At 61.0% G+C, this 24362-nt stretch carries 24 protein-coding genes; 17 read left to right on the top strand and 7 right to left on the bottom strand.

Features of this window, described 5'->3' with window-relative positions:
* Nucleotides 1-11 precede the first annotated feature (11 nt).
* From rpsR to JNB85_RS11575, 4 genes are all read left to right on the top strand, one after another.
* On the top strand, nucleotides 12-260 hold the full coding sequence (gene rpsR / locus JNB85_RS11590) for a 30S ribosomal protein S18 (RefSeq protein ID WP_007531286.1): 249 nt from the start codon (nucleotides 12-14) through the stop codon (nucleotides 258-260).
* 145 nt (nucleotides 261-405) lie between these two features.
* Nucleotides 406-1386, top strand: a complete 981-nt coding sequence (locus JNB85_RS11585; RefSeq protein WP_220334506.1) for a DUF2232 domain-containing protein — start codon at nucleotides 406-408, stop codon at nucleotides 1384-1386.
* A gap of 20 nt (nucleotides 1387-1406) precedes the next feature.
* Nucleotides 1407-1985, top strand: coding sequence for a 50S ribosomal protein L9 (gene rplI / locus JNB85_RS11580; RefSeq protein WP_220334505.1), 579 nt, complete (start codon nucleotides 1407-1409; stop codon nucleotides 1983-1985).
* Nucleotides 1986-2284: 299 nt separating this feature from the next.
* A complete protein-coding gene (locus tag JNB85_RS11575) occupies nucleotides 2285-3781 on the top strand; it encodes a replicative DNA helicase (RefSeq protein WP_220334504.1) in 1497 nt (498 codons plus the stop codon).
* Nucleotides 3782-3807: 26 nt separating this feature from the next.
* On the opposite strand, the gene JNB85_RS11570 is transcribed toward JNB85_RS11575, so the two are convergent.
* From JNB85_RS11570 to JNB85_RS11560, 3 genes are all read right to left on the bottom strand, one after another.
* Nucleotides 3808-4110, bottom strand: coding sequence for an AzlD family protein (locus tag JNB85_RS11570; protein ID WP_220334503.1), 303 nt, complete (start codon nucleotides 4108-4110; stop codon nucleotides 3808-3810).
* Nucleotides 4107-4826, bottom strand: a complete 720-nt coding sequence (locus JNB85_RS11565; RefSeq protein WP_220334502.1) for an AzlC family ABC transporter permease — start codon at nucleotides 4824-4826, stop codon at nucleotides 4107-4109. Before JNB85_RS11565 ends, JNB85_RS11570 begins: the two co-directional genes overlap by 4 nt.
* Before the next feature lie 69 nt (nucleotides 4827-4895).
* The gene (locus tag JNB85_RS11560; RefSeq protein ID WP_220334501.1) at nucleotides 4896-5717 is read right to left on the bottom strand and encodes an AraC family transcriptional regulator; all 822 of its coding nucleotides are present in this window, start codon (nucleotides 5715-5717) and stop codon (nucleotides 4896-4898) included.
* Nucleotides 5718-5905: 188 nt separating this feature from the next.
* Here JNB85_RS11560 and alr point away from each other — a divergent pair, with 188 nt between their 5' ends.
* Nucleotides 5906-7072 carry an alanine racemase gene (gene alr, locus JNB85_RS11555; protein WP_220334500.1) on the top strand — a complete coding sequence of 389 codons (1167 nt, stop codon included), beginning with the start codon at nucleotides 5906-5908 and terminating at the stop codon, nucleotides 7070-7072.
* Between the two features lie 107 nt (nucleotides 7073-7179).
* On the opposite strand, the gene JNB85_RS11550 is transcribed toward alr, so the two are convergent.
* Nucleotides 7180-7815 (bottom strand): LysE family translocator, encoded by a 636-nt coding sequence (locus JNB85_RS11550; protein ID WP_220334499.1) that lies wholly within the window; start codon nucleotides 7813-7815, stop codon nucleotides 7180-7182.
* Nucleotides 7816-7956: 141 nt separating this feature from the next.
* On the opposite strand from JNB85_RS11550, the gene radA reads away from it, so the two are divergent.
* The 4 genes from radA (at nucleotide 7957) to JNB85_RS11530 (ending at nucleotide 12605) form a co-directional block, all read left to right on the top strand.
* On the top strand, nucleotides 7957-9357 hold the full coding sequence (gene radA / locus JNB85_RS11545) for a DNA repair protein RadA (RefSeq protein ID WP_220334498.1): 1401 nt from the start codon (nucleotides 7957-7959) through the stop codon (nucleotides 9355-9357).
* 89 nt (nucleotides 9358-9446) lie between these two features.
* Complete coding sequence (locus JNB85_RS11540; protein WP_183744285.1) at nucleotides 9447-10067, top strand: CvpA family protein; 621 nt, start codon at nucleotides 9447-9449, stop codon at nucleotides 10065-10067.
* A gap of 227 nt (nucleotides 10068-10294) precedes the next feature.
* A complete protein-coding gene (gene purF / locus JNB85_RS11535; RefSeq protein ID WP_220334497.1) occupies nucleotides 10295-11785 on the top strand; it encodes an amidophosphoribosyltransferase in 1491 nt (496 codons plus the stop codon).
* 79 nt (nucleotides 11786-11864) lie between these two features.
* The gene (locus tag JNB85_RS11530; RefSeq protein WP_220334496.1) at nucleotides 11865-12605 is read left to right on the top strand and encodes an SDR family NAD(P)-dependent oxidoreductase; all 741 of its coding nucleotides are present in this window, start codon (nucleotides 11865-11867) and stop codon (nucleotides 12603-12605) included.
* 9 nt (nucleotides 12606-12614) lie between these two features.
* Here the strand turns inward: JNB85_RS11530 and JNB85_RS11525 are convergent, their stop codons facing one another.
* Nucleotides 12615-13364, bottom strand: coding sequence for a glycoside hydrolase family 25 protein (locus tag JNB85_RS11525; protein WP_220334495.1), 750 nt, complete (start codon nucleotides 13362-13364; stop codon nucleotides 12615-12617).
* Nucleotides 13365-13713: 349 nt separating this feature from the next.
* Here JNB85_RS11525 and cysS point away from each other — a divergent pair, with 349 nt between their 5' ends.
* The 6 genes from cysS (at nucleotide 13714) to cimA (ending at nucleotide 19424) form a co-directional block, all read left to right on the top strand.
* The gene (gene cysS, locus JNB85_RS11520) at nucleotides 13714-15090 is read left to right on the top strand and encodes a cysteine--tRNA ligase (RefSeq protein ID WP_220334494.1); all 1377 of its coding nucleotides are present in this window, start codon (nucleotides 13714-13716) and stop codon (nucleotides 15088-15090) included.
* Nucleotides 15091-15385: 295 nt separating this feature from the next.
* Nucleotides 15386-15865 carry a GFA family protein gene (locus JNB85_RS11515; RefSeq protein WP_220334493.1) on the top strand — a complete coding sequence of 160 codons (480 nt, stop codon included), beginning with the start codon at nucleotides 15386-15388 and terminating at the stop codon, nucleotides 15863-15865.
* Nucleotides 15865-16335: a GFA family protein gene (locus JNB85_RS11510; RefSeq protein ID WP_220334492.1), complete on the top strand. Its 471-nt coding sequence runs from the start codon at nucleotides 15865-15867 to the stop codon at nucleotides 16333-16335. Before JNB85_RS11515 ends, JNB85_RS11510 begins: the two co-directional genes overlap by 1 nt.
* 11 nt (nucleotides 16336-16346) lie before the next feature.
* The gene (locus JNB85_RS11505; protein WP_220334491.1) at nucleotides 16347-16823 is read left to right on the top strand and encodes a GFA family protein; all 477 of its coding nucleotides are present in this window, start codon (nucleotides 16347-16349) and stop codon (nucleotides 16821-16823) included.
* A complete protein-coding gene (gene pip / locus JNB85_RS11500; protein ID WP_220334490.1) occupies nucleotides 16820-17779 on the top strand; it encodes a prolyl aminopeptidase in 960 nt (319 codons plus the stop codon). The genes JNB85_RS11505 and pip overlap by 4 nt, the downstream gene beginning before the upstream one ends.
* Before the next feature lie 28 nt (nucleotides 17780-17807).
* On the top strand, nucleotides 17808-19424 hold the full coding sequence (cimA, locus tag JNB85_RS11495) for a citramalate synthase (protein ID WP_220334489.1): 1617 nt from the start codon (nucleotides 17808-17810) through the stop codon (nucleotides 19422-19424).
* A gap of 2 nt (nucleotides 19425-19426) precedes the next feature.
* Here cimA and JNB85_RS11490 read toward each other — a convergent pair whose 3' ends face one another.
* On the bottom strand, nucleotides 19427-20287 hold the full coding sequence (locus JNB85_RS11490) for a protein-L-isoaspartate O-methyltransferase family protein (protein ID WP_220334488.1): 861 nt from the start codon (nucleotides 20285-20287) through the stop codon (nucleotides 19427-19429).
* 114 nt (nucleotides 20288-20401) lie between these two features.
* Here JNB85_RS11490 and rarD point away from each other — a divergent pair, with 114 nt between their 5' ends.
* Nucleotides 20402-21316: an EamA family transporter RarD gene (rarD, locus tag JNB85_RS11485; protein WP_220334487.1), complete on the top strand. Its 915-nt coding sequence runs from the start codon at nucleotides 20402-20404 to the stop codon at nucleotides 21314-21316.
* A gap of 67 nt (nucleotides 21317-21383) precedes the next feature.
* Here rarD and JNB85_RS11480 read toward each other — a convergent pair whose 3' ends face one another.
* Nucleotides 21384-22007 (bottom strand): LOG family protein, encoded by a 624-nt coding sequence (locus JNB85_RS11480; RefSeq protein ID WP_220334486.1) that lies wholly within the window; start codon nucleotides 22005-22007, stop codon nucleotides 21384-21386.
* A 156-nt stretch (nucleotides 22008-22163) separates the two neighbouring features.
* Between JNB85_RS11480 and JNB85_RS30935 the strand changes: the two genes are divergently transcribed.
* Complete coding sequence (locus tag JNB85_RS30935) at nucleotides 22164-24218, top strand: LysM peptidoglycan-binding domain-containing protein (protein WP_220334485.1); 2055 nt, start codon at nucleotides 22164-22166, stop codon at nucleotides 24216-24218.
* Nucleotides 24219-24362 lie beyond the last annotated feature (144 nt).

The following is a 24362-nucleotide window of genomic DNA, read 5'->3' as shown; positions in this document are numbered from 1 at the left end:
GAGAAATAAGAATGTCCGAATCTTCCTCCGCTCCGGTCCGCCGTCCGTTCCATCGTCGTCGCAAGACCTGCCCGTTCTCCGGTGCAAACGCTCCGCGCATCGACTACAAGGACGTCCGTCTCCTGCAGCGCTACATTTCCGAGCGCGGCAAGATCGTTCCGTCCCGCATCACGGCCGTTTCCCAGAAGAAGCAGCGCGAACTCGCCCAGGCGATCAAGCGCGCCCGCTTCCTCGGCCTGCTGCCGTACGTCGTCGCCTAATTGAATATTGGAGCCCCGGATCTTCGGATCCGAGGCTTCCTCCCTTCCGCGATGGGCGCGGATCGGAACCCGAAAACCCATGTTGAGGCATCTCCCGAACTCTTTTAGGGAAATCCTCTAACTGCTTGATAAGCAGGACAGCGAAGTGACACGACCTGACCCGAAAACGCTTGCGATCGGCGCACTCGCCGGATTGACCGCCGCCTTGCTGGTGCTTGGCGCGAGCATGCAGCCGTCGTTCAGTGCCGTGCTCTATGCCGCTTCAGCACTTCCGATCCTGCTCGTCGGCCTCGGCTGGGGCAATCTCGCCGCCATTTCCGCCGTCGTCACCGCTGCTGTGCTCGGCGCGATCGCTATTTCCCCGTCCTTCGCTATCGTCATGACGCTGGTGACGCTGCTGCCGGCAGGGTGGCTGAGCCATCTTGCGAACCTTGCGCGCCCGGCCTCCGAACTCGGCGGCCCCGACAATCTGCTCGCCTGGTATCCGCTTTCGGATATCCTGCTGCATCTCTGCGGTCTCGTCACCTTCGCCGTGATCGTGACCGGCATCATGATCGGCTACGGGCCTGAAATCACCGACCAGATGGTCGATGTGCTGATGGCCTCGCTGCAGGAGCAGCAGCCGACATTCGTTCCCGATCCGGCCGCGACTGCGCAGACGAAGTCGCTCGTCGTCCTCATGCTACCTGCGCTGCAAGGCGGCATCTGGGTGGTGATGCTGTTTGCCGCCTATTACATCGCGACACGCATCGTTGCCGCTTCCGGCAGGAGCTTGCGTCCGCGCGAGGATATCCCTTCGTCGCTGCGCATGAACCGCAATTCGATCTTCATCTTCCTCGCCGGTCTTGCCGCCACCTTCATGGGCGGAGTTCCTGCGATGATCGGCGCCACGGTCGTCGGAGCCTTCGGCGCCGGCTTCCTGATGTCCGGCTTCGCCGCGCTGCATTTCCGCACGCGCGGCAAGGACTGGCGCTTGCCGGCCCTCATTCTCTGCTACCTGGCATCCACCATGATGCTGCCAGCTCTTTTCATCCTCGTGCTTGGTCTCGCCGATACCCGCAAGGCGATCGCCCTGACCCCGACCAAGGATGCCGATGCCCCCAAACAAACCGATACCGAAATCTGAGAACAAGAAAGGAAAACACCATGGACGTCATTCTTCTCGAACGCATCTCCAAGCTCGGCCAGATGGGCGAAACCGTAAAGGTTCGCGACGGCTTTGCACGCAACTACCTCCTGCCGCTCGGCAAGGCGCTGCGAGCCAACGCTGCCAACAAGGCCCGTTTCGAAGCCGAGCGCGCAACGCTCGAAGCCCGCAACCTCGAGCGCAAGTCCGAAGCCCAGAAGGTCGCCGACGTTCTCGACGGCAAGTCCTTCATCGTCGTACGTTCCGCCGGCGAAACCGGCCAGCTCTACGGCTCGGTCGCCGCCCGTGACGTCGTCGACATCCTGGCCGCCGAAGGCTTCAACATCGCCCGGAACCAGGTTCATCTCAACACGCCGATCAAGGCGATCGGCCTGCATAAGGTCGAGCTGCAGCTCCATGCTGAAGTTGAGATCAGCATCGAGCTGAACGTGGCCCGTTCTGCGGAAGAAGCCGAGCGTCAGTCCAAGGGCGAAGAGCTCACCTCTGTGGATGCCATCTACGGCGTTGACGAAGACGCCCTGCGTCCGGAAGACTTCTTCGATCCGGAAGCCGACGGCATCGACGAAGACGAAGCATAATTTCTGTTTCCCAGGGGATACAGACCGAAAGCCCGGCTCGCGCCGGGCTTTTTTGCTGCGCCCTGCAACCGGGAACGCTAAAATGAAAAGATGCGGAAGTGAGTCGCCAAAGGCGGCGTGTCCTACAGGTGACAGTTCGGATATTTTCTCTCCACTGACCCGCCGACTGTGGAGAAGTCGAACAACGGGCACAGGACCGTCGATTTGATGACCGCTTCAAAGCTGTTGCTGCGAAACACTTGATTTTGCGTAGCCGGCCCTGCAAATCCGAGTTTTGGAAAAAGACAGTACGGATAACGATGAACGAAGCTGCACGAAAGATTGCCGCCGTTGCTCCCGCAGAGCAGCACTATCGCGAAGCGCCGAACAACATCGAGGCCGAACAGGCGCTGCTCGGCGCCATCCTGATGAATAACGACGCCTACTACCGCGTCTCGGACTTCCTCAAGCCTATCCATCTTTATGAGCCGCTGCATCGGAAGATCTTCGAGGTCGCCGGCGACATCATCCGCATGGGCAAGATCGCTAACCCGGTGACGGTCAAGACCTTCCTGCCGGCCGACGAGAAGGTGGGCGACATCACCGTTTCGCAATATCTCGCCAGCCTCGTCACCGGCGCCGTCACCATCATCAATGCCGAAGACTACGGAAGAGCGATCTACGATCTGGCGATCCGCCGCGCGCTGATCACCATCGGCGAGGATGTCGTCAACATCGCCTATGATGCGCCGCTCGACATGCCGCCGCAGGCGCAGATCGAAGATACCGAACGCCGTCTGTTCGAGCTTGCCGAAAACGGCCGCTATGACGGCGGCTTCCAGGCCTTCAACGATGCCGTGGCACTCGCGATCGACATGGCGGCCGTCGCCAAGGAACGCGACGGCGGCCTCTCGGGCATTTCCACCGGCATCCATTCGCTCGATTCCAAGATGGGCGGCCTGCAGCGGTCGGACTTGATCGTGCTTGCCGGCCGTCCCGGTATGGGCAAGACCTCGCTCGCGACCAATATCGCCTACAATATCGCAGCCGCCTACGAAGGCGAAGTGCAGCCGGACGGCAGCATGAAGGCCAAGAACGGCGGCGTCGTCGGCTTCTACTCGCTCGAAATGTCGTCCGAACAGCTCGCCACGCGTATCATCTCCGAGCAGACGGAAGTCTCCTCCTCGAAGATCCGCCGCGGCGACATCAACGATGCCGATTTTGAAAAACTCGTCGCCTGCTCAATGATGATGCAGAAAGTGCCGCTGTTCATCGACCAGACCGGCGGTATCTCGATCGCCCAGCTTTCTGCGCGTGCCCGCCGTCTCAAGCGCCAGCGCGGTCTCGACGTGCTCGTCGTCGACTACGTGCAGCTGATGACCGGCTCCGGCAAGTCGAACGAGAACCGCGTTCAGGAAATCACGCAGATCACCACGGGGCTCAAGGCGCTCGGCAAGGAATTGAACGTGCCGATCATCGCGCTCTCCCAGCTCTCGCGTGCCGTCGAAAGCCGCGAAGACAAGCGCCCGCAGCTTTCCGACCTTCGCGAATCCGGCTCGATCGAGCAGGACGCCGACGTCGTGCTCTTCGTGTTCCGCGAGGAATATTACGTCAAGAACATGGAACCGCGCGATATCCACGATCCGAAATATCCGGAATGGGAAGCGCTGTTCGACAAGGTCAAGGGCACGGCCGATGTCATCATAGCCAAACAGCGTCACGGACCGACCGGCACGGTAAAGCTCGCCTTCCAGTCGGAATTCACGCGCTTTGCCGATCTCGCCGATCCTTCCTTCACGCAATATGAGGAGCATTGACGCGGGTTTTCCGCGTCTATGCTCTTTCAGAAACCAGATGCCCGCAACAAGGCCACTGTCGCGACACCGATAACGACGCTTGCCAGCATCGGCAGGCGTCTGGCAACGATTGCCGTTACCGCGCAGGCCAGCGTTTCCGCCCAGCCGGTCGCAAAGGCGGTTGGTGCGATGACAGCCATCAGCACCGCGGGTGGGATGGCTTCGATCGCCGTTTTCCGGCGTTCGTCAATCTCCACATAGCGGATCAGCACGAGGCCGCTGACGCGGGTGAAGATCGTCGCCGCAGCCATAGCAAGAATGGCGAGCAAAGTACTGAAATCGAGCGTCATGCCGCCTGCTCCCGCATCGTGCTTCTCCAGAGAGCCATTGCCAGCCCTGCCAGCGCGCCGGCTGCGATATACCAGACACCTGGCACGAACTGGTGGACGGCAACCGCCGCAATACCGCTTGCGGCAAGCACCGCGCCGGTTTCCGCTCCCTTCCAGAAACCCATCACCAGCACGATGAAGACGGCCGGAAAGGCGAAGTCGAGGCCGATAACGGCGGGATCGCCGAGAAAGGCGCCGAGCAACGCTCCTGCAAGCGATGAACCGACCCAGGTAAGGTAAAAGGGCGTGACGATACCGGCATACCAGGCGGGTGTGAGCCGTGTCGTTCCGGCGCGGAATTCCGCCATGGCCCACAGCTCATCGGCCAGGAACAGCATGGCGATATAGCGCTTGATGCCGGAGAAGGACTGCATCTTCGTGCCGATCGAGGCGCTCATCAGTACATGGCGGATATTGACGAGCAGGGCCGCGAAGCCGACGCCGATCCAGCTTGCCGGATGTGTCCAGAGATCCATCGCCACGAATTGTGAACCGCCGGCAAAGACGAGCGCGCTCATCAGCGTCGTTTCCAGCGCCGAAAGCCCTTTGGTGGCCGAGACCGCGCCGAAGACCAGGCCAATCGGCAGGACCGCGGCGATCAGGGGAAAAATGGCGCGCACTCCGCCAAGAAATTCGCGGATCAGACTTTTGCCGGTTGGCTGACTCTGTTGCAACATCGGCAACCTCCACATCAAGACGGCGGAGAGGTAGCCGAGGCCGCTAAGGGCTGTATTGAACGAAAGTGATCAACCGACACGGAACTGGCCGGGAGTAACGCCAGTGCGGGATTTGAAGTGGCGTGTGAAATGCGCCTGATCGGCGAAGCCGCACTGAAGCGCGACATCGGCGGGCATGTGGCCCTCCCTCAGCAGCCGCCTTGCGACAAGAACGCGCCGGTCCGTCAGGAAGGCGTGCGGGGTGATGTGATACTCTCTGCGAAAAGCGCGAATCAAATGGGCTCGACTGAGCCCCGCCACCTTGGCCAGTTCTTCCAGTCCCACATCAATTTCGAAGTTCTCGATCAGGTAATCGCGGGCGCGGGCGACAGCACTGCGCTCCTTGGTATCGATGGGCAGAACGATCGTGCTGCCATAGCGGGCGAAGATCGCAGCCAGCACCGAAAACATGTTCTCATCGGACTCGAGCGCGCCTGCTCTGCTTTCAAGCGTGCGGTGGGCGATATGGAAGGCTTTGGCGAGCTGCGGATCGCGCGGCAGAGCCCCGGCGAAGGACGGAGTGGCGTTGAAAGCCTTGCCGGTGACGTCTTCGAGAATGTCGATGAACAGCTTCGTGTCCGGATAGATCATCCGGTAGCGATACCCTTCCCCACCCGGAGCGCCGTCGTGCACGACGCCGGGGTCGATCAGATACAGGTCTCCTGGTCCGGTTTCTTCCCGCCTTCCGCTCAGTGTCGCGATCTGGCTGCCGCTTTCGATCGCGCCGATGCTGAATGTGTCGTGGGCGTGCGGCGCGTATTCATGCGTAAGAAAACTGGCGCTCAGGCACTCCATGTCGCGAAAACGGCTATCCCGCCAGAAGCGGGCCGATTCCACCTTGGCAAGCGGCATGGCGTCTGCCGCCTCTTTCTGCGAAACGTTCTGCATCCCGCCAGATTAGCGCGCCGCCAGCTGTCCGTCTTGAACAAAAGTGATCGCATGTGGGAAAGGCCGGTATGTCGCCCCTCATGCTTTCTCTTTGCCACAATGGTCTTTAGAGTGTTTGCAGCGATTTTCCTTTCCCTTCAGCGCGGCGATACATGACAGATTTTTCCATCCCCTTCGAAGATGACGACCTTTTCGCCTCCGCCGGCCTGCGGCTCACCATCGACCTGACGGCGCTGACCGACAACTGGCGGGAAATGGCCCGACGCTCGGGAAAGGCGCGCACGGCTGCCGTCGTCAAGGCGGATGCCTATGGGATGGGGATCGAGGATGTCGGCGAAGCACTCTATCTCGCCGGCGCGCGGGATTTCTTCGTCGCGACCGTCGATGAAGGTGTCACCCTGCGCATGTTTGCGCCTGAGGCACGCATCTTCGTGCTGGCGGGCATCTGGCCTGGTACCGAGCGGCGCTTCTTCGAAAACGATCTCGTGCCGATCATCTCCTCGGAAGAGCAGCTTGCCTTCTGGATGGCGGTGCTTGCCGATTATGGCGATTATCCGTGCGCACTCCATGTGGATACGGGCTTCAACCGGCTTGGTCTCACGATGGACGAAGCGCTCGCTCTCGCCGACGACGTATCGCGGCCCGCGAGTTTCGCGCCTGTTCTCATCATGAGCCATCTGGCCTGCGGCGACGACCATTCCTCGGCGATGAACAAGCAGCAGCTTGAATCATTCCGCGTGGTTAGCGCCGCCTATGAAGGTATCGATTCAAGTCTTGCGGCGTCCGGCGGCATCTTTCTGGGGGATGATTATCACTTCGATCTCACCCGGCCGGGCATCGCGCTCTATGGCGGGCAGGCCGTCAATGGCATAGCGAACCCGATGCGACCGGTGGCAACCGCCGAGGCGCGCATCATCCAGATCCGCACGGTCAAGGCCGGTGAAACCGTTAGCTATGGGCGGGCGCTGCAGCTGACGCGCGACAGCCGGCTGGCGATCGTTTCTGCCGGTTATGCCGATGGCTATATGCGCAGCCAGTCGAGCGACGGCGTGCCGTTGCGCCAGGCAGTGCCGCAGGGCGGACAGGGTTTCGTTGCCGGCCAGAAGGTGCCGGTCGCAGGGCGCATCACCATGGATCAGACGATTTTCGATGTGACCGATCTGCCGGAAGGTGCCATTCGAGCCGGCGACTATATCGAGCTCTTCGGCAAGAACATCCTCGTCGACGATGCCGCGAAGGCCGCAGGCACGATCGGTTACGAGATGCTCACGAGCATCGGCCTGCGCCACGAGCGGAAATACGAGATGGACGAGGAATAGTCTCTAAAGCGCATCGCGATCTTTCAGATCCGCTTGCTGCGCTTTAGGTCTCTGTTTTTAAGCATGTCGTTGTCGCAAAACCGCTGCACACTTTTGCGCGACATGCTTTAGCGTGTGGTGAGCGCGAGGCGCACGCCAAGCGCCACGAACAGCGCTCCAAGGCCACGGTCGAGCCATAGCCCGATTTTCGCATTCCTCTTGAAAAGATCGGCAAGGCGGCCGCCGGCCAGGATCAGCGGCGGCTCGATGAAAAACGCCACGACGATGATCAACCCGCCGTGAACGGCGAGCTGCAGCCATGCCGGGCCTGCGCCTTCCACGACGAATTGGGGCAGGAAGGCGAGGAAGAAGATCGCTACCTTCGGATTGAGCAGCGAGACGAGCACGCCCTGCCGATAGATGCGCCGACGCCCAAGCGTTTCGCCCGCTGCCCGCACGAAACCGCCCTCGCCTTTCGAACGCAGCGCCTGAATACCGAGCCAGACGAGATAGATCGCGCCGACCCATTTGACAGTGGAGAAGGCGATTGCCGAGGCGGCAAGGATCGCCGACAGGCCGAAGGCGGCAAGAAGCACGTGGATGCAGGCGCCGGTCCAGATGCCGAAGACGGCGGAGAAGCCGGCGCGCGTGCCGCTCTTGATCGTATGGCCGAGAATGAAGGCCATGTCCGGACCGGGCGAGATGTTTAGAAGGACCGCCGTGGTCAAAAAACCAATCCAGTGAGCGAGCGAATAATCGAGCATGGCCTATCCCTTGAGAGCCTGCGGATGCTGCCAGCCCGACCACTGATAGGAAAATCATTAGTTTTGATCGGTGCAGGAAGCCATTATCTAGGGCGAAACCGATTCGGTCGCCCAGGCGGCCCTACGTGAAAGCAGTCATCGATGGCCAAGGCCAGAACACAATTCATCTGCCAGAGCTGCGGTGCAGTGCATAACCGCTGGGCCGGCAAATGCGACAATTGCGGCGAGTGGAATACCATCGTCGAGGAAGACCCGATGGGCGGCATTGGCGGCGGGCCTGCCAAGACGCCGAAGAAGGGCCGTCCGGTCGCGCTCACAGCTCTGTCGGGCGAGATCGAGGAGGCGCCGCGCATCCATACCGGCATTTCAGAACTCGACCGCGTGACCGGCGGCGGCTTCGTGCGCGGCTCGGCGGTCCTCGTTGGCGGCGATCCCGGCATCGGCAAGTCGACCCTGCTCATGCAGGGAGCGGCCGCCCTTTCGCGGCGCGGGCACCGGATCATCTATGTCTCGGGCGAAGAGGCGGTAGCGCAGGTGCGGCTGCGTGCGCAGCGGCTGGCGGCCGCCGATACCGACGTGCTGCTGGCGGCCGAAACCAATGTCGAGGACATTCTCGCGACGCTGGCGGAGGGAAAGCGTCCGGATCTCGTCATCATCGATTCCATTCAGACGCTCTGGAGCGAGCTTGCCGAATCCGCGCCGGGCACCGTGACGCAGGTGCGCACCGGCGTGCAGTCGATGATCCGCTTTGCCAAGCAGACGGGTGCGGCCATGGTGCTCGTCGGCCATGTGACCAAGGACGGCCAGATCGCCGGCCCGCGCGTGGTCGAGCATATGGTCGATGCCGTACTCTATTTCGAGGGTGACCGCGGCCATCACTACCGCATCCTGCGCACGGTCAAGAACCGCTTCGGACCGACCGATGAAATCGGCGTCTTCGAAATGTCGGACAAGGGCCTGCGCGAAGTCGCCAACCCCTCGGAACTCTTCCTCGGCGAGCGCAACGAGAAGTCGCCGGGTGCAGCAGTCTTTGCCGGCATGGAAGGCACACGGCCTGTTCTCGTCGAAGTGCAGGCGCTGGTGGCGCCGACATCGCTCGGCACGCCGCGGCGTGCGGTCGTCGGCTGGGACTCGGCTCGCCTGTCGATGATCCTTGCGGTTCTGGAGGCCCATTGCGGCGTTCGCCTCGGCCAGCATGACGTCTATCTCAACATTGCCGGTGGCTTCCGCATCTCCGAACCGGCCGCCGATCTTGCCGTCGCATCGGCCCTTGTTTCCTCGCTTGCCGGTATTGCCCTTCCGGCCGATTGCGTCTATTTCGGCGAAGTCAGCCTGTCGGGCGCTGTCCGGCCTGTTGCACAAACCGCTCAGCGCCTTAAAGAAGCCGAAAAGCTGGGGTTTTCGGCAGCTCTGCTACCGTCCGGTTCCGTCGACCTGCCGAAGGGCAACGGCCGTTGGAGCGAGATCGAGAGCCTGCCGGATCTGGTCGCGCGCATTGCCGGCTCGAAAGGGGCGTTGCAGCGTGTGGAAGAAGACGTTTGATCCTTCATCACCAATAGCGGAGATGCTATAGGATCTGCCAAACAAGGCGCGACGCGGCCCGCAAGGCGGCAGTCTGGAGTGGAATTTATATGCCCATTACGATTTTCGACGGTATTGTCATCGGCGTCGTGCTCTTCTCCGCCGTATTGGCAATGGTCCGCGGCTTTTCGCGCGAAATTCTCTCGATCGCGAGCTGGGGCGGCTCGGCGGCGGCCGCCTATTACCTCTACCCCTATCTCGTGCCTTATGCGAAGAAATATACCGACGACGACCGTATCGCTATCGTCGGTTCGGCTGCCGTCGTCTTCCTCATCGCGCTGATCGTCATCTCCTTCATCACGATGAAGATCGCCGATTTCATCATCGACAGCCGTATCGGCGCGCTCGACCGCACTTTGGGTTTCCTCTTCGGTGCGGCGCGAGGCATACTTCTGCTCGTCGTCGCCGTTGCCTTCTGGAACTGGCTGGTCGATGCAGATCATCGCCCGGCCTGGGTCAACAATGCCAAGTCGAAGCCATTCCTGGATTCCCTCGTCGTTCGCCTGCAGGCAGTCCTGCCGGAAGAATTTTCTCAAATGATCCAGAAGAGCATTACCGAGAAGCTTGGTGGCGCGCGGACCACGGATGAAAATGCGCCGGCCAACGATCAGGCTCCGGCAGAAGACGCAGCACCCGCGCCTAACAATGGCGCACAGCAGCCATCGAATTGACGCAGTGTTCACTAGCTTGACCCGCGGCCTGGCAGTTGCCATTTGAGCGGGACGTAAGAACAAAGGTCCGGCCGGGCATTTCGCTTTGCCGGGCCTCAACTGTTTCAGAGCCGGCGGGCTTTGAAACAGACGTCGTTCAGCATGAAACTATCGGAAAGCTGCAAGATTTCCGATATCATACACTTGGAAATGCCGATCCATTCTTGTGAGAGCAAAGGCCCGCAGAAATGAACCAGTCCCATTCCTTCCCGATTGACGATCCGCTGGACGGAGATACGCTGCATGAAGAATGCGGCGTTTTCGGAATTCTGGGACATCCTGATGCCGCAGCACTCACGGCGCTCGGCCTGCACGCCCTGCAGCATCGCGGGCAGGAGGCAGCCGGTATCGTTTCCTTCGACGGCAAGCGCTTCCATCAGGAACGCCATATGGGCCTGGTCGGCGACCACTACACCAATCCGATGACGCTTGCCCGCCTGCCCGGCACCATCTCGATCGGCCATACGCGCTATTCCACAACAGGCGAAGTGGCGATGCGCAACGTTCAGCCACTCTTTGCCGAACTGGAAGAAGGCGGTATCGCCATTGCCCATAACGGCAATTTCACCAACGGCCTGACGCTGCGCCGCCAGATCATCGCAACCGGCGCGATCTGTCAGTCGACATCCGATACCGAAGTCGTCCTCCACCTCATCGCCCGCTCCCGCCATACATCCACGGCCGATCGCTTCATCGACGCCATCCGGCAGATGGAAGGCGGCTATTCGATGCTCGCCATGACGCGAACCAAGCTGATCGCAGCGCGCGACCCCACCGGCATCCGCCCGCTGGTCATGGGCGAACTCGACGGCAAGCCGATCTTCTGTTCTGAAACCTGCGCACTTGACATTATCGGCGCGAAGTTCATCCGCGACGTGGAGAATGGCGAAGTCGTCATCTGCGAAATCCAGCCCGACGGTTCGACCAGCATCGATGCGCGCAAGCCAAGCAAGCAGCAGCCCGAACGCCTCTGCCTGTTCGAATATGTCTATTTCGCTCGTCCGGACTCAGTCGTCGGCGGCCGCAACGTCTATACGACGCGCAAGAACATGGGGATGAATCTTGCCAAGGAATCGCCAGTCGATGCCGATGTCATCGTGCCCGTTCCTGACGGCGGCACGCCGGCTGCGCTCGGCTATGCGCAGGAAAGCGGCATTCCCTTCGAATATGGCATAATCCGCAACCACTATGTCGGCCGTACCTTCATCGAACCGACCCAGCAGATCCGCGCGTTCGGGGTGAAGCTGAAACATTCCGCCAACCGGGCGATGATCGAAGGCAAGCGCGTGGTGCTGGTCGACGATTCCATCGTGCGCGGCACGACTTCGCTGAAAATCGTGCAGATGATCCGCGAGGCTGGCGCCAGGGAAGTGCATATCCGCGTTGCCAGCCCGATGATCTTTTTCCCGGATTTCTACGGTATCGACACTCCCGATGCCGACAAGCTTCTCGCCAACCAGTATGCCGATGTCGAAGCTATGGCGAAATATATCGGTGCGGATTCCCTGGCCTTCCTGTCGATCAACGGCCTCTATCGCGCCGTTGGCGGCGAGGATCGCAACGCGGCCCGCCCGCAGTTTACCGACCACTACTTCACCGGCGACTATCCGACCCGCCTTCTCGACAAGAACGGCGAGTCCATGGGCAACAAGATTTCCATGCTTGCCAGCAACGGCTGAGCCGCTTCGACTTTGACTTTCCGATCAGGGGCGCTTATTGCGCCCCTTACCTTTTCAAGCATATCCGGAGCCGCGGCAGATGAACATCAATCTTGAAGGCAGGATCGCGCTGGTGACCGGCGCATCGCGCGGCATCGGCTATTTCACGGCCCTCGAACTTGCCAAGGCCGGCGCGCATGTGATTGCCTGCGCCCGCACGGTCGGCGGCCTGGAAGAGCTTGACGATGCCATCAAGGCGGTTGGCGGTTCCGCAACCCTCGTTCCCTTCGATCTTGCCGACATGGAAGCGATCGACCGTCTCGGCGGCTCGATCTTCGAGCGCTGGGGCAAGCTCGACATTCTCGTCGCCAATGCCGGCGTGCTCGGTGTCATCTCGCCGATCGGCCATATCGAAGCGAAGGTCTTCGAGAAGGTGATGAACATCAACGTCAACGCCACCTGGCGGCTGATCCGCTCGGTCGATCCGCTGCTGACCCACTCGGATGCCGGCCGCGCCGTCATCATGTCCTCGGGTGCTGCCCACAAGTGCCGTCCCTTCTGGGGCGCCTATTCGGCATCGAAGGCCGCCGTCGAGGCTCTGGCGCGCACCTGGGCCGGCGAGACGCAAACGACGCCGCTGCGTATCACCAGTGTCGATCCGGGCGCAACGCGCACTGCCATGCGCGCGCAGGCGGTTCCCGGCGAAGATCCGATGAGCCTGCCGCATCCTTCCGAAGTGGCGAAAGCGATCCTGCCGTTGGTTGGCCCCGGCGTGACCGAGACCGGCAAGCTGTTCATCGTGCGCGAGCACAAGCTGGTGGATTATCGGCTGCCGGAATAGCGGAACGCTTCAATTCGCTGCAACCGTCGAGAACAGATGAGCCAAGCGCGTCTCCGACGCGCACAACGCGTTGAGGTCGACCGGTCCCTGAATGCCGTCCAAGGTGCCGTTATCGGCGAATTGCCATATCGACCAACGACTGCACCCCTCCTGCGTCGGCTCCTTGAACACGCTTCGCAGCCACAGATAATGGTCCGGAAAGCGTGCCTCATTGCCTTTCAGATATTGATCGAAGAATTCCTCGGTGACGTAAAAAATGGGTTTTTCCGGAAAAGTGCCTTTGAGCTCCGTCAAAAATGCATTCACTTCCGCAGCCATTTCCTCCACCGTCGGGATTTTGTCGCAATTGCCGAAGAACTCCAGGTCGATGGCGATCGGCAGGGTTCCCGCTTCCTTCGGCACGGTCGCGAGGACATTCTGCGCCTGATCCTTGCCGGGGCGGCAAAAGGTGAAGAAGTGATAAGCGCCCCTTACCAGCCCGGCATCTCCGGACCGCTGCCAATTCTCGGCGAACTTTGAATCCCGGTGATCCCCGCCTTCAGTCGCCTTCATGATCGCGAAGCGGACGTTCGGCTGCGAGGCGACGATCTTCCAATCGATGTCGCCTTGATGGTGGCTGACATCGATACCCTGGATCGGATAGCGGCTTAGAGACGGATTGTTAAAACGGACCATACCGAAATCGTAGGCGAAATATGCGGCGGACGCGACCGCCAGAATTGCGGCCGCGCCGATTGTCCATCGTGCCACTCCCCTCACCCATTCCTCCTGTCTTCAATGCCTTCGCAATTGGCTATGCGAGAGTTACGTCTTGAAAATGACCAAGGAATCTTAAGGCAAGCACACATCCTTCGCTTGGCGTCCATCGCTGCAGTCGATTGGCGAGATAACTCAGGTTGCCTCGGGGATCGTTGCTCGCCCTCTTGACCAAACTCCGATCCCGCGCCATAAAACGCCTCATGAAAACGGTTACCTGCATTATTTGCCGGAAGATTATTCGCTAGCCCAAGGCTGGCCTGGCCGTTTTCGTCTCCCAAATGTCCAAGATGCGAAACGCCCCGGCCTGCCGGTGGCAGTATTTTGTGCTTATGCATATCGGGAGATTGAAATGGGCGGTACGCCGGAACTGAAGCTGTACAACACGCTGACGCGGGAGAAATCGGTCTTCAAGCCGATCGATGCCGACAACGTCCGCATGTATGTGTGCGGCCCGACAGTCTATGATTACGCCCATATCGGCAACGCGCGGCCGGTCATCGTCTTCGACGTGCTGTTCCGCCTGCTGCGCCACGTCTATGGCGAAAGTCACGTCACCTATGCCCGCAACATCACCGATGTCGATGACAAGATCAATGCGCGGGCGCTGCGCGACTATCCTGGCCTGCCGCTGAATGCGGCGATCCGGGCGGTGACGGAGAAGACCGAGAAGCAGTTTCTCGACGATGCCCTGGCGCTTGGCTCTCTGGAGCCGACGGTGCAGCCGCGTGCGACCGACAATATCGCTGAGATGATCGAAATCATCGAGCGGCTGATTGCGCGTGGCCATGCCTATCAGGCATCCGGCGAAGTGCTGTTCGACACGAAGTCGATGGCCGATTACGGCCAGCTTTCGAAACGCAACCTCGACGAACAGCAGGCCGGTGCGCGCGTTGCCGTCGATGCACACAAGAAGAACCCTGGCGATTTCGTGCTCTGGAAACTGTCCGACGAGAACGAGCCCGGCTGGGAAAGCCCTTGGGGCCGTGGCCGTCCGGGCTGGCATATCGAGTGCTCGGCGATGAGCGGGCGTTATCTCGGCGACGTCTTCGATATCCATGGCGGCGGGCTGGATCTGATCTTCCCGCACCATGAGAACGAGATCGCGCAGTCGCGTTGCGCCCATGGCACTGACGTGATGGCGAACGTCTGGATGCATAACGGCTTCCTGCAGGTCGAAGGCCGCAAGATGTCGAAGTCCGAAGGCAATTTCGTCACCATTTACGAATTGCTGCACACGGAGACCTTCGCAGGCCGTCGGTGGCCGGGCGAAGTGCTGCGTCTTGCCATGCTGATGACGCATTACCGTGAGCCGATCGACTTTTCGGTCAAGCGGCTGGAGGAAGCCGAACGTCTGCTCGCCAAGTGGCCGGCGGCCGAACCCGGTGATGCCAAGCCGGACGAGACCGTGCTGAACGCGCTCGCCGACGATCTCAATACGGTCGCCGCTGTCCAAGCGCTGCATGCCCTTGCCCAATCCGGCAACGACGCAGTCTTTGCGGCCAGTGCGGCCCTGCTCGGCGTGTTGCCGAAGAAGACGGAAATTGATGAGGCGGCGGCGGCCGAGATCGATGCGCGCGTCAAGGCTCGGCTGGAGTTGCTCAAGGCCAAGAATTTCGCTGAAGCCGACAAGATCCGCGATACGCTCGCTGCCGAGGGTATCCAGCTCAAGGATGGCAAGGATCCGGCAACGGGCGAACGCGTGACGACGTGGGAGGTAAAGCGGTAGGATGAGTCAGGTGGCGGGACATACCCCCCTCTGCCCTGCCGGGCATCTCCTCCACAAGGGGGGAGATTGGCTGGGGGCGCCCGCTCGCCCTGATCATCAATATCGCTTGGCGAGGAGTGCTCTACACACAGTCGAGATTTGGCAACGCTATCGCGGCTTGCCGATCTCCCCCCTTGTGGAGGAGATGCCCGGCAGGGCAGAGGGGGGTGTCCAGGGTGGGAGATTAAACATGCCGCATCCGAGATCTCGATAATGTTTGCAGCCACATCATCAGCACCATCGGAAAGGATCTGCCATGACTGAGACATATTCCGGTGGATGCCAATGCGGAGCGATCCGGTTCCGGGTGCGGGGAACGCTCCCGAGTTCCTCAATCTGCCATTGCCGCATGTGCCAAAAGGCGTTCGGCGCCTACTACGCGCCGCTGGTGTCCGTGCGCGGTATGGAATTCGAATGGACCCGAGGGCAGCGAAAGACCTTCCGGTCCTCCAATTTCGTCAGTCGCGGCTTCTGCGGCGATTGCGGCACTCCGCTGACCTATGAGGCGCCTGACGGTATGGCCGTCGCGGCTGGCGCGTTCGATGATCCTTCTCTGCTGCCACCGACCATTCAGTGGGGCGTGGAAGGCAAGATCGGATTCGTCGATCATCTACATGAACTGCCGGGCGAACGGACCGAGGCGGATGTCGCCGCAGGCTCCTTTCTCCGCGAGATCATCTCCTATCAGCATCCGGACCACGATACGCCGGTCTGGCCGCCGGAGGATCACGCCTGATGGAAACGGTGGAGCAAACTGGTGGTTGCCAGTGCGGCGCAGTTCGCTATCGGGCGCGCGGCGAACTCGGCTATCCGCATATCTGTCACTGCCGCATGTGCCAGAAAGCCGCCGGCAATTATTTCATGCCGCTTGCTGCGGCCATGCGTGACGATTTCGAGCTGACGCGCGGAGAGCCGAAATGGTTTCACTCCTCCGGTCTCGTGCGGCGCGGCTTCTGCGGCGATTGCGGCACGCCGCTTTTCTACGATAGTCCCGATGCCGACTCCATCAACATCATGCTCGGCTCGCTCGATGATCCGCAGGCGGTAACGCCGGTCATGCAGTCCAATCTCGACAGTAAAATGGTCTGGTTCCATACACTTGACGGCTTGCCTGTCGAGCAGGAACCGGAAACAAACGATCGCGAGGACAGGATTGCGGCGAGCAACCGTCAGCATCCCGACCACGATACATCCCATTGGCCTTGAGGAGCTTATCCATGACAGAGACGACGAGAACAGGCGGCTGCCAGTGCGGCGCCGTGCGCTTCCGTATCACAGGCAAGCTCGGGCGCCCATCCATCTGCCATTGCCGCATGTGCCAAAAGCAGTTCGGCGGTTTCTTTTCCGCGCTGGTGACGGCGCCGGAAGAAGGCATGGAGTGGAGCCGCGGCGAGCCCGCCTATTTCCAGTCCTCGATCAATATCGAGCGCGGCTTCTGCCGGGATTGCGGCACGCCTATGACCTATCGGCATCCGGGCGGACTGGAGCTTGCGATCGGCACATTCGACGACCGCAGCGATCTCGCCCCGCAAATCCAGGTCAATTACGATGCCCGCCTGCCCTGGGTTGAGACGATCTTCGACGCGCCTATTCATAAAGATCCGGACTTTTATGCCCGGCAGGAGGCGATCATCTCCTTCCAGCATCCCGACCATGATACCGCCGTCTGGCCCGCGAAAGGCGTGAAGATATGACCGAAGCGCTTCGCACGCTTTACCCGGAGATCGAACCCTATGCGTCCGGCCATCTCGATGTCGGCGACGGCCATGTGCTCTATTGGGAACGCTGCGGCACTTCAGGCGCAAAGCCGGCGGTCTTCCTGCATGGCGGTCCGGGCGGCGGTATTTCGCCCGTTCATCGCCGCCTGTTCGATCCTGATCTCTACGACGTCCTGCTGTTCGACCAGCGCGGCTGCGGCAAGTCGACCCCGCATGCAAGCCTTGAAGCCAACACCACCTGGCATCTCGTTGCCGATATCGAGCGGCTGCGGGAGATGGTTGGCGTCGACAAATGGCAGGTCTTCGGCGGCTCCTGGGGCTCGACGCTGGCGCTTGCCTATGCCGAGAAGCATCCGGAGCGGGTGTCGGAACTCATCGTACGCGGCATCTATACGCTGACACGGGCCGAGCTCGACTGGTATTATCAGTTCGGCGTATCCGAGATGTTTCCGGACAAGTGGGAGCGCTTCGTGGCACCCATTCCAACGGAAGAACGCCACGAGATGATGCTCGCTTACAACCGCCGGCTCACGGGTCCGGATCGGGCAGTTGCGCTGGAAGCCGCCCAGGCCTGGAGCCTCTGGGAGGGCGAAACGATCACGCTGCTGCCGGAGAAGTCGACCAGCGGCAAGTTCGAGGAGGCCGATTTCGCCTATGCGTTTGCCCGCATCGAGAACCACTTCTTCGTTCATGCCGGCTGGATGGAAGAAGGCCAGCTGCTGCGCGATGCCTATAAGCTGAAAGATATTCCCGGCGTCATCGTCCACGGGCGCTATGATATGCCCTGCCCGGCCAAATATGCCTGGTTGCTGCACAAGGCATGGCCGAAGGCCGACTTCCACCTGATCGAAGGCGCGGGCCATGCCTTCTCCGAACCGGGGATTCTCGACCAGCTTATCCGGGCGACGGACCGGTTCGCAGGAAAACAGTAAAGGCCGCAAGCGGCGACAGGAAACATCCATGACACGCGAAAGAATCTACCTCTTCGATACGACGCTCCGGGACGGGCAACAGACGCCCGGCATCGACTTTTCGGTCGAGGACAAGATTGCGATTGCAAGCATGCTGGACGAGTTCGGGATCGACTATGTCGAGGGCGGATATCCGGGTGCAAACCCGACCGATACCGCCTTCTTCGCGGAAAGGCGCACCAGCCAGGCTACCTTCGTCGCCTTCGGCATGACGAAGCGGCCCGGTGTTTCCGTCTCCAACGATCCTGGGATAGCAAGCCTGCTGCAAGCACGCAGCGACGCTGTCTGTTTCGTCGCCAAGAGTTGGGACTATCATGTGCAGGTGGCACTCGGCTGTACCAACGAGGAAAACCTCGAATCTATCGCCGAAAGCGTCAAGGCCGTCGTTGCCGCCGGCAAGGAGGCTTTGGTCGATTGCGAACATTTCTTCGACGGCTACAAGGCAAATCCGGAATATGCGCTCGCCTGCGCCAGGACGGCCTATGAGAATGGCGCGCGCTGGGTGGTGCTCTGTGACACCAATGGCGGGACGCAGCCGCCGGAGGTCCGCGCCATCGTCGAAGCCGTGATTGCCTTCGGCGTGCCGGGCGACTATCTCGGCATCCATGCGCATAACGATACCGGCCAGGCGGTTGCCAATTCGCTCGCCGCCGTCGAGGCCGGTGTGCGCCAGATCCAGGGCACGCTGAATGGCGTCGGCGAACGCTGCGGCAATGCCAATCTGGTGACCCTGATCCCGACGTTGGCGCTGAAGAGCGCCTATAATACGCGTTTCGAAACTGCGATCGACGCCGAGCGGCTGACCAACCTCACCCGCCTGTCACATGCCTTCGACGAGCTGCTCAACCGCTCTCCGGATCATCAGATGCCCTATGTCGGTGCGTCTGCCTTTGCCACCAAGGCCGGCATCCATGCTTCGGCCCTGCTGAAGGATCCGCGCACCTACGAGCACGTGCCGCCGGAAAGTGTGGGCAATTTCCGCAAGGTCATGGTCTCGGATCAGGGCGGCAAGGCGAATTTCATCAACGCGCTGAAACGGCGCGGCATCGACGTTGCCAAGGATGATCCGAAGCTCGATCTCCTGATCTCGATCGTGAAGGAGCGAGAGGCATCCGGCTATGCCTATGAGGGTGCGGATGCGAGCTTCGAGCTCCTGGCGCGGCGCACGATGGGCACCATTCCGGACTTCTTCACACTCGACGGATTCCGGGTGATGATCGAGCGGCGCTTCGATTCCCACGGCCGTATCAAGATCGTCTCCGAAGCGGTCGTGAAGATCAGCATCGACGGGCAGACGCTGATGTCGGTGGCGGAAGCCGAAGGCCCGGTCAATGCGCTCGATCTTGCGCTGCGCAAGGACTTCGGCAAGTATCAGCACGAGATCGACGATCTCGTGCTTGCCGACTTCAAGGTGCGTATCCTCAATGGCGGTACCGAGGCCATCACCCGCGTTCTGATCGAATCCACCGATTCCAGCGGCGTGCGCTGGTGGACTGTCGGCGTTTCCGACAACATCATTGACGCCTCGTTTCAAGCGCTGATGGATTCGGTGATCTACAAGCTGATGAAGAACCGGCAGCTCGCCGGCAAGATCGCTGCCGAATAGGTTCAGAGAAGTCCCCAGTCCTGCTCCGAGTACCATTCGTCCTCTTCTCTTGGCGTCTTCCAGCGCAGCCGCGTGACCTTGTCCATGCCGCCGTGCCGGAAGGTGTCTTCGAGCGCCTTGTAAGTCTCGAGCGTGCCTGACGCGGCATGACCCCAGACGAAGAAGGTGGGGCTGAGATAGCGGGCGCGATAGTGATGGGGCATGCGCTGGATCAGGAAGAAACCGCCGCGGGCGCTGCGTGGCCGCAGATTGTCGTTGCCGTCACGCGAGGGTGCGCAGAGCGGAAAGATCAGCCTGCCGCCAACGGCGAGATTGTCGATCCAGGCTACGGCGGGCCTATGGACCGCGAAATTGACGTAGACCGCATCCGCCGGCGATTGCGGCCATTCCAGACCATTACCGCAGATCACCTCGACATTGCCGTAGGAAGCCAGGTTAGCCGTGGCGCGGGCGGCAAGCGCCCGGTCATATTCGATCGCCACGACATGACCGGCGCTTCCGACCAGATACGACAGCATGGCGGTGTAATAACCGCCGCCGGCACCGACATGGAAGGCCGTTTCTCCCGGCTGCGGCGCAAGCCAGTGGAGGCCGAGCGCATGCAGCGAAGGGCTGCCATTGTTGACCTGCCGTTCCTCCTGCAGCGCAATCAGGACATCCTGATAGAGGATGACGGGGTCGGTGGACGGCATGTCCTGATAGCCGGACCCGTTTGGCATACGCCACGGCGGCGGGTCCAGGAAATCCTCCCGCGGCACCGTCGCAAAGGCCTGCCGCAGCCGCTCGTCATCAGCGACACCCATCTTTGCCAGCATCTGGGCGGCATAGGCTTGCCGGCAGACCGCCAGTTCGGTTTCGTCCATGCTTGCCTCTCTTCGCGGCCCTGCAGGTGCGGTTCCATTCAATGAAATGAATTGGCCTATTCACGCCGCTTAAGCTAATGCGGATCAGAAACAGAACAAAGATGGAAACACCCGATGTCTGCCGATGCAAGCGCCTCCTTTATCAAGAACGAAGACAGTCCGCGCGGCTTTGCCTTCGCGCTGACGGCCTATCTTCTATGGGGCTTTTTGCCGATCTACATGAAGGCGGTCGCGCATATTTCGCCTGCCGAAGTCATCGCCCATCGCATTCTATGGTCACTGCCACTTGCCGGCATCGTGCTTCTGGTGCTCGGACGCACGCAGGATATCAAGGTCGCGCTGCGCTCTCCGCGCATGCTCGCCATGGCAATGATGACCGCGGCATTGATCACCGTGAACTGGGGCACCTATGTCTGGGCGATCGGCGCCGGCCATTCGCTCGATGCGGCCATGGGCTATTTCATCAATCCGCTCTTCAGCATCTTTCTCGGCGCCGTGCTCCTGAAGGAAAAACTGCAGCCGTTGCAGATTGCGGCGATCTGCCTTGCTGGCCTTGCGGTCATCGTGCTCGCCTTCGACAGCGGCGGCATTCCCTGGGTGGCGCTGACGCTGGCGTTCAGCTGGGGCTTCTATGCCCTGTTTCGCAAGACGTTGCCGCTCGGGCCGAACCAGGGCTTCTTCCTGGAAGTACTGATCCTCAGCCTGCCGGCCCTGCTCTACATCCTCTATCTGGAATTCGTCAGCGGCGAAGGACATTTCTACCGCACGGGCTTTAGCGATACCGCTATGCTGCTTGGCTGCGGACTGATCACCGCCGTACCGCTGATGATCTACGCTAATGGCGCCAAGCTGCTCCGGCTCTCGACCATCGGCATCATGCAGTACATCGCGCCGACGATGATCTTCCTCATCGCCGTTTTCGTGTTTCACGAAGAGATGGGTACGGCACGTATGATCGCATTCCCGCTGATCTGGGCAGGCCTGTTCTTCTACAGCTGGTCGATGTTGAGGACGACGCGCGGACGTTAGACCCGGCGTTTTTCCTACGCAATTCCAGACGCAAACCGCCGCACACTTTGCTGGAATCGCATGAAGCCTACATCTTCGAAATGACCTCATCCTCGCCGCTACGGTCGGCGGCAAGCTCTGCCGCCTGCGCCATGATGGCGGGGATGATGCCGGAGATCTCGTCGATGACGAGCGGCTGGACACGATGAGCGGTGTGCAGGAAACCCTCACCCGTCATGTGGCGCAAGAGCTCCATCATCGGATCCCAGAAGCCGTTGATGTTGGCAAAGACCATCGGCTTTTCGTGACGGCCGAGCTGCGCCCACGTCATGATCTCGACGATCTCTTCCAGCGTGCCGATACCGCCCGGCAGGGCCACAAAAGCGTCCGAACGCTCGAACATCATGTGTTTGCGCGCATGCATGTCAGGGGTTACAATAAGCTCGTTGAGCTGGCCGAGCGAATGGCGAGTCGCTTCCATATCGATCAGGAACTCGGGAATGATGCCCGTCACCTGGCCGCCGTTGGATAAGGTCCCGCTGGCCACAGCGCCCATGATGCCCTTTGTGCCGCCGCCGTAGATCAGGCGAAGGCCATATTCCGCAATCTCTTTTCCGAGCGCGCGGCCGGCAGCCATATGGGAAGGATCGCGTCCCGGCCGAGAGCCGCAGTAAACGCAAATGGATCGAATCGGTACAGATTGTTCGGTCATAAGGGAAAAACAACTATTCCATTTCAATGCAGTCAAGAAAATTGACTGAAAAGCGACGTCCGGAGCTTGAGTATTTGCTTTGAATGCTTGTGCAAAGCAACGGGAATCGCTAGCAATTTCTGAATACTACGGCAATTTGCCGCCTTTGGAGACGCAATGATGAAAAACCGTGCCGGCTTGCTGGCCCTAGCAGTGCTCGTAATCGCAATCATACTGATGGTGTTTTTCGTCATGCCCCGGCTCGGTTCTGATGTGGCGAAGGTTGGTGACGCCATCAACCAGGCTGGCACCGAGGTCAACAATACGGTTAACGAAACATCCAAGACTTCCCGTTCCGCTGTCGCGGATGCCGCAGAGGCCGCCCAGAAGATCGGAAGCCTCACTGCCGATGCCGTCCGGTCCCTCTCCGGCCTGAAGGCGCTGTTTGCCGATGGCAAGGTGCCCGCCGCCGATGCGCTTGCGGGCGCAAAGACCGCAGCCGTGAACACGTTGACCGCGATCGTCGATTTCGCTGCCCCTGAAGGTCTCGACACGACCACTGCCGGCCTCGTCTCCAAGGCCAAGGACGGTGCGGGCAAGGCCCGTGATATCGTCCAGACTCTTCCTGAAAATGCCGTCGATGCTTTGGCCGCCCTCGCACGCGCCGAAGCCGCGCTGACCGGTGCGTCGGAGCCAGCCGGCCAGCCGGCCGCAGCCAATGGCCAGACTGCCGCCGATACCGCGTCCAACGGCGGCCCGAAGATCCCGGCATTCGACGTGCTTCGCGTCGAGCCAGACGGTTCGACCGTCATTGCCGGTTCGGCCGAGCCGAATGGCAAGCTGGAAGTGCTCGACGGCGACAAAGTGGTCGTGACGACCGATGTCGATGGCACCGGCGATTTCGCAGCCGTTCTCGACAACCCGCTTCCAGCCGGCGATCACCAGCTCGTGCTGAAGGTAACCGGGAAGGATGGCAAGACCACGCTATCTGAAGAAGTTGCGACCGTTTCCGTGCCGAAGGACGGGAGCGGCAGCGAGTTGCTCGCCATGGTTTCCAAGCCCGGCACGGCCAGCCGTATCATTACCGCGCCGAAGGCCGAGGTCGCCGACGCCCAGACGCCGACTGCCAATGACGCAGCCGTGGCAGCCGCCGGCAACCAGCCGGCCGACAATACGCAGCCTGCCCCCAATGGCGCTCCGAATGACCAGGTCGCGATGCAGACGGCGAACACGCCCGTAATATCGAACAATGCGATCATTCCCGGCACCCAGCAGGGCAACGCGGCTGCCGCCGACGTGATGATCAATGCAGTCGAGATCGAGGGCAACAAGATCTTCGTGGCCGGCACGGCGCGAAGCAATGCTAAGGTCGTCGGTTACGCCGACGATGCGTTGATCGGCCAGGATACGGCGGAGCCGGACGGTCACTTCGTTATCAGCGGCGCAATGAATCTCTCGGTCGGCGATCACAAGATCCGTGTCGATGTCGTCGATGGCTCGGGCAAGGTCCTCGTCCGTGCGACCGTCAATTTCAACCGTCCGGAAGGCAATCAGGTAACGGTTGCCGCGCAGTCCGGCAGTAACGCCAATCAGGCGATGGTGCCGCTCGACGAGGGCCAGCTCGGCAAGCTCGAGGGCGATGCGACGAAAGCCTTCGGCCTGCTGAAGGGCCTCTTCGCCGACGGCAAGGTACCGGGTGCGGAGCAGCTCGCAGCAGCCCGCTCCGCCACCGAGTTCGCGCTGCGCGCGCTCGTCGACTTCCGTCCGGGCATCGATGCAACCGACGCCTTCAAGCAGGCATCGGCTTCGGCCTCTCGGGTCGCGGCGAACGCGCTGACGATGCTGCAGAGCCTGCCGAAGGATGCCAAATCGGTCGGCGCGGCGCTCGACAAGCTCGGCGCGATCATTGCCGAACTGACGGCTCCCGGCGCCGATGTCGCGCCGATGCCCTCAAACGAGGTATCGGCCGGCGGCCAGCCGAAGACGATCGAGCAGGCGCCGCTGACGGCAAACAACAACGCTGTCATCATCCGCCGTGGGGATACGCTCTGGCAGATCTCCCGGCGTACTTATGGCCTTGGTGTGCGCTATACGACGATCTACATCGCCAACGAGGACAAGATCCTCAATCCGGACCGCATCCGTCCGGGTCAGGTCTTCGGCCTGCCGAAGGATGCGCTTCCGAATGCCGAGGAGCTGCACCGCAAGCGGCTCTCGGGCGGGCATCTCTAAATCGAAAACGGCGGCCCATCAGCCGCCGTTTTCGTTAGCACCGACGCACAACACCTCGCCTATAAAATCCCTGTCAATGTTGTAATCCGCCATCCGGTGGCATATCTCGCGGGGGCGGCGACAGGCCGCGGCGACAGCGGCCCG

Origin of the sequence: Rhizobium mesosinicum (genome assembly GCF_019511345.1) — a bacterium.
GTDB lineage: Bacteria > Pseudomonadota > Alphaproteobacteria > Rhizobiales > Rhizobiaceae > Rhizobium > Rhizobium mesosinicum.
This window is presented reverse-complemented; position numbering and strand designations above follow the sequence as displayed.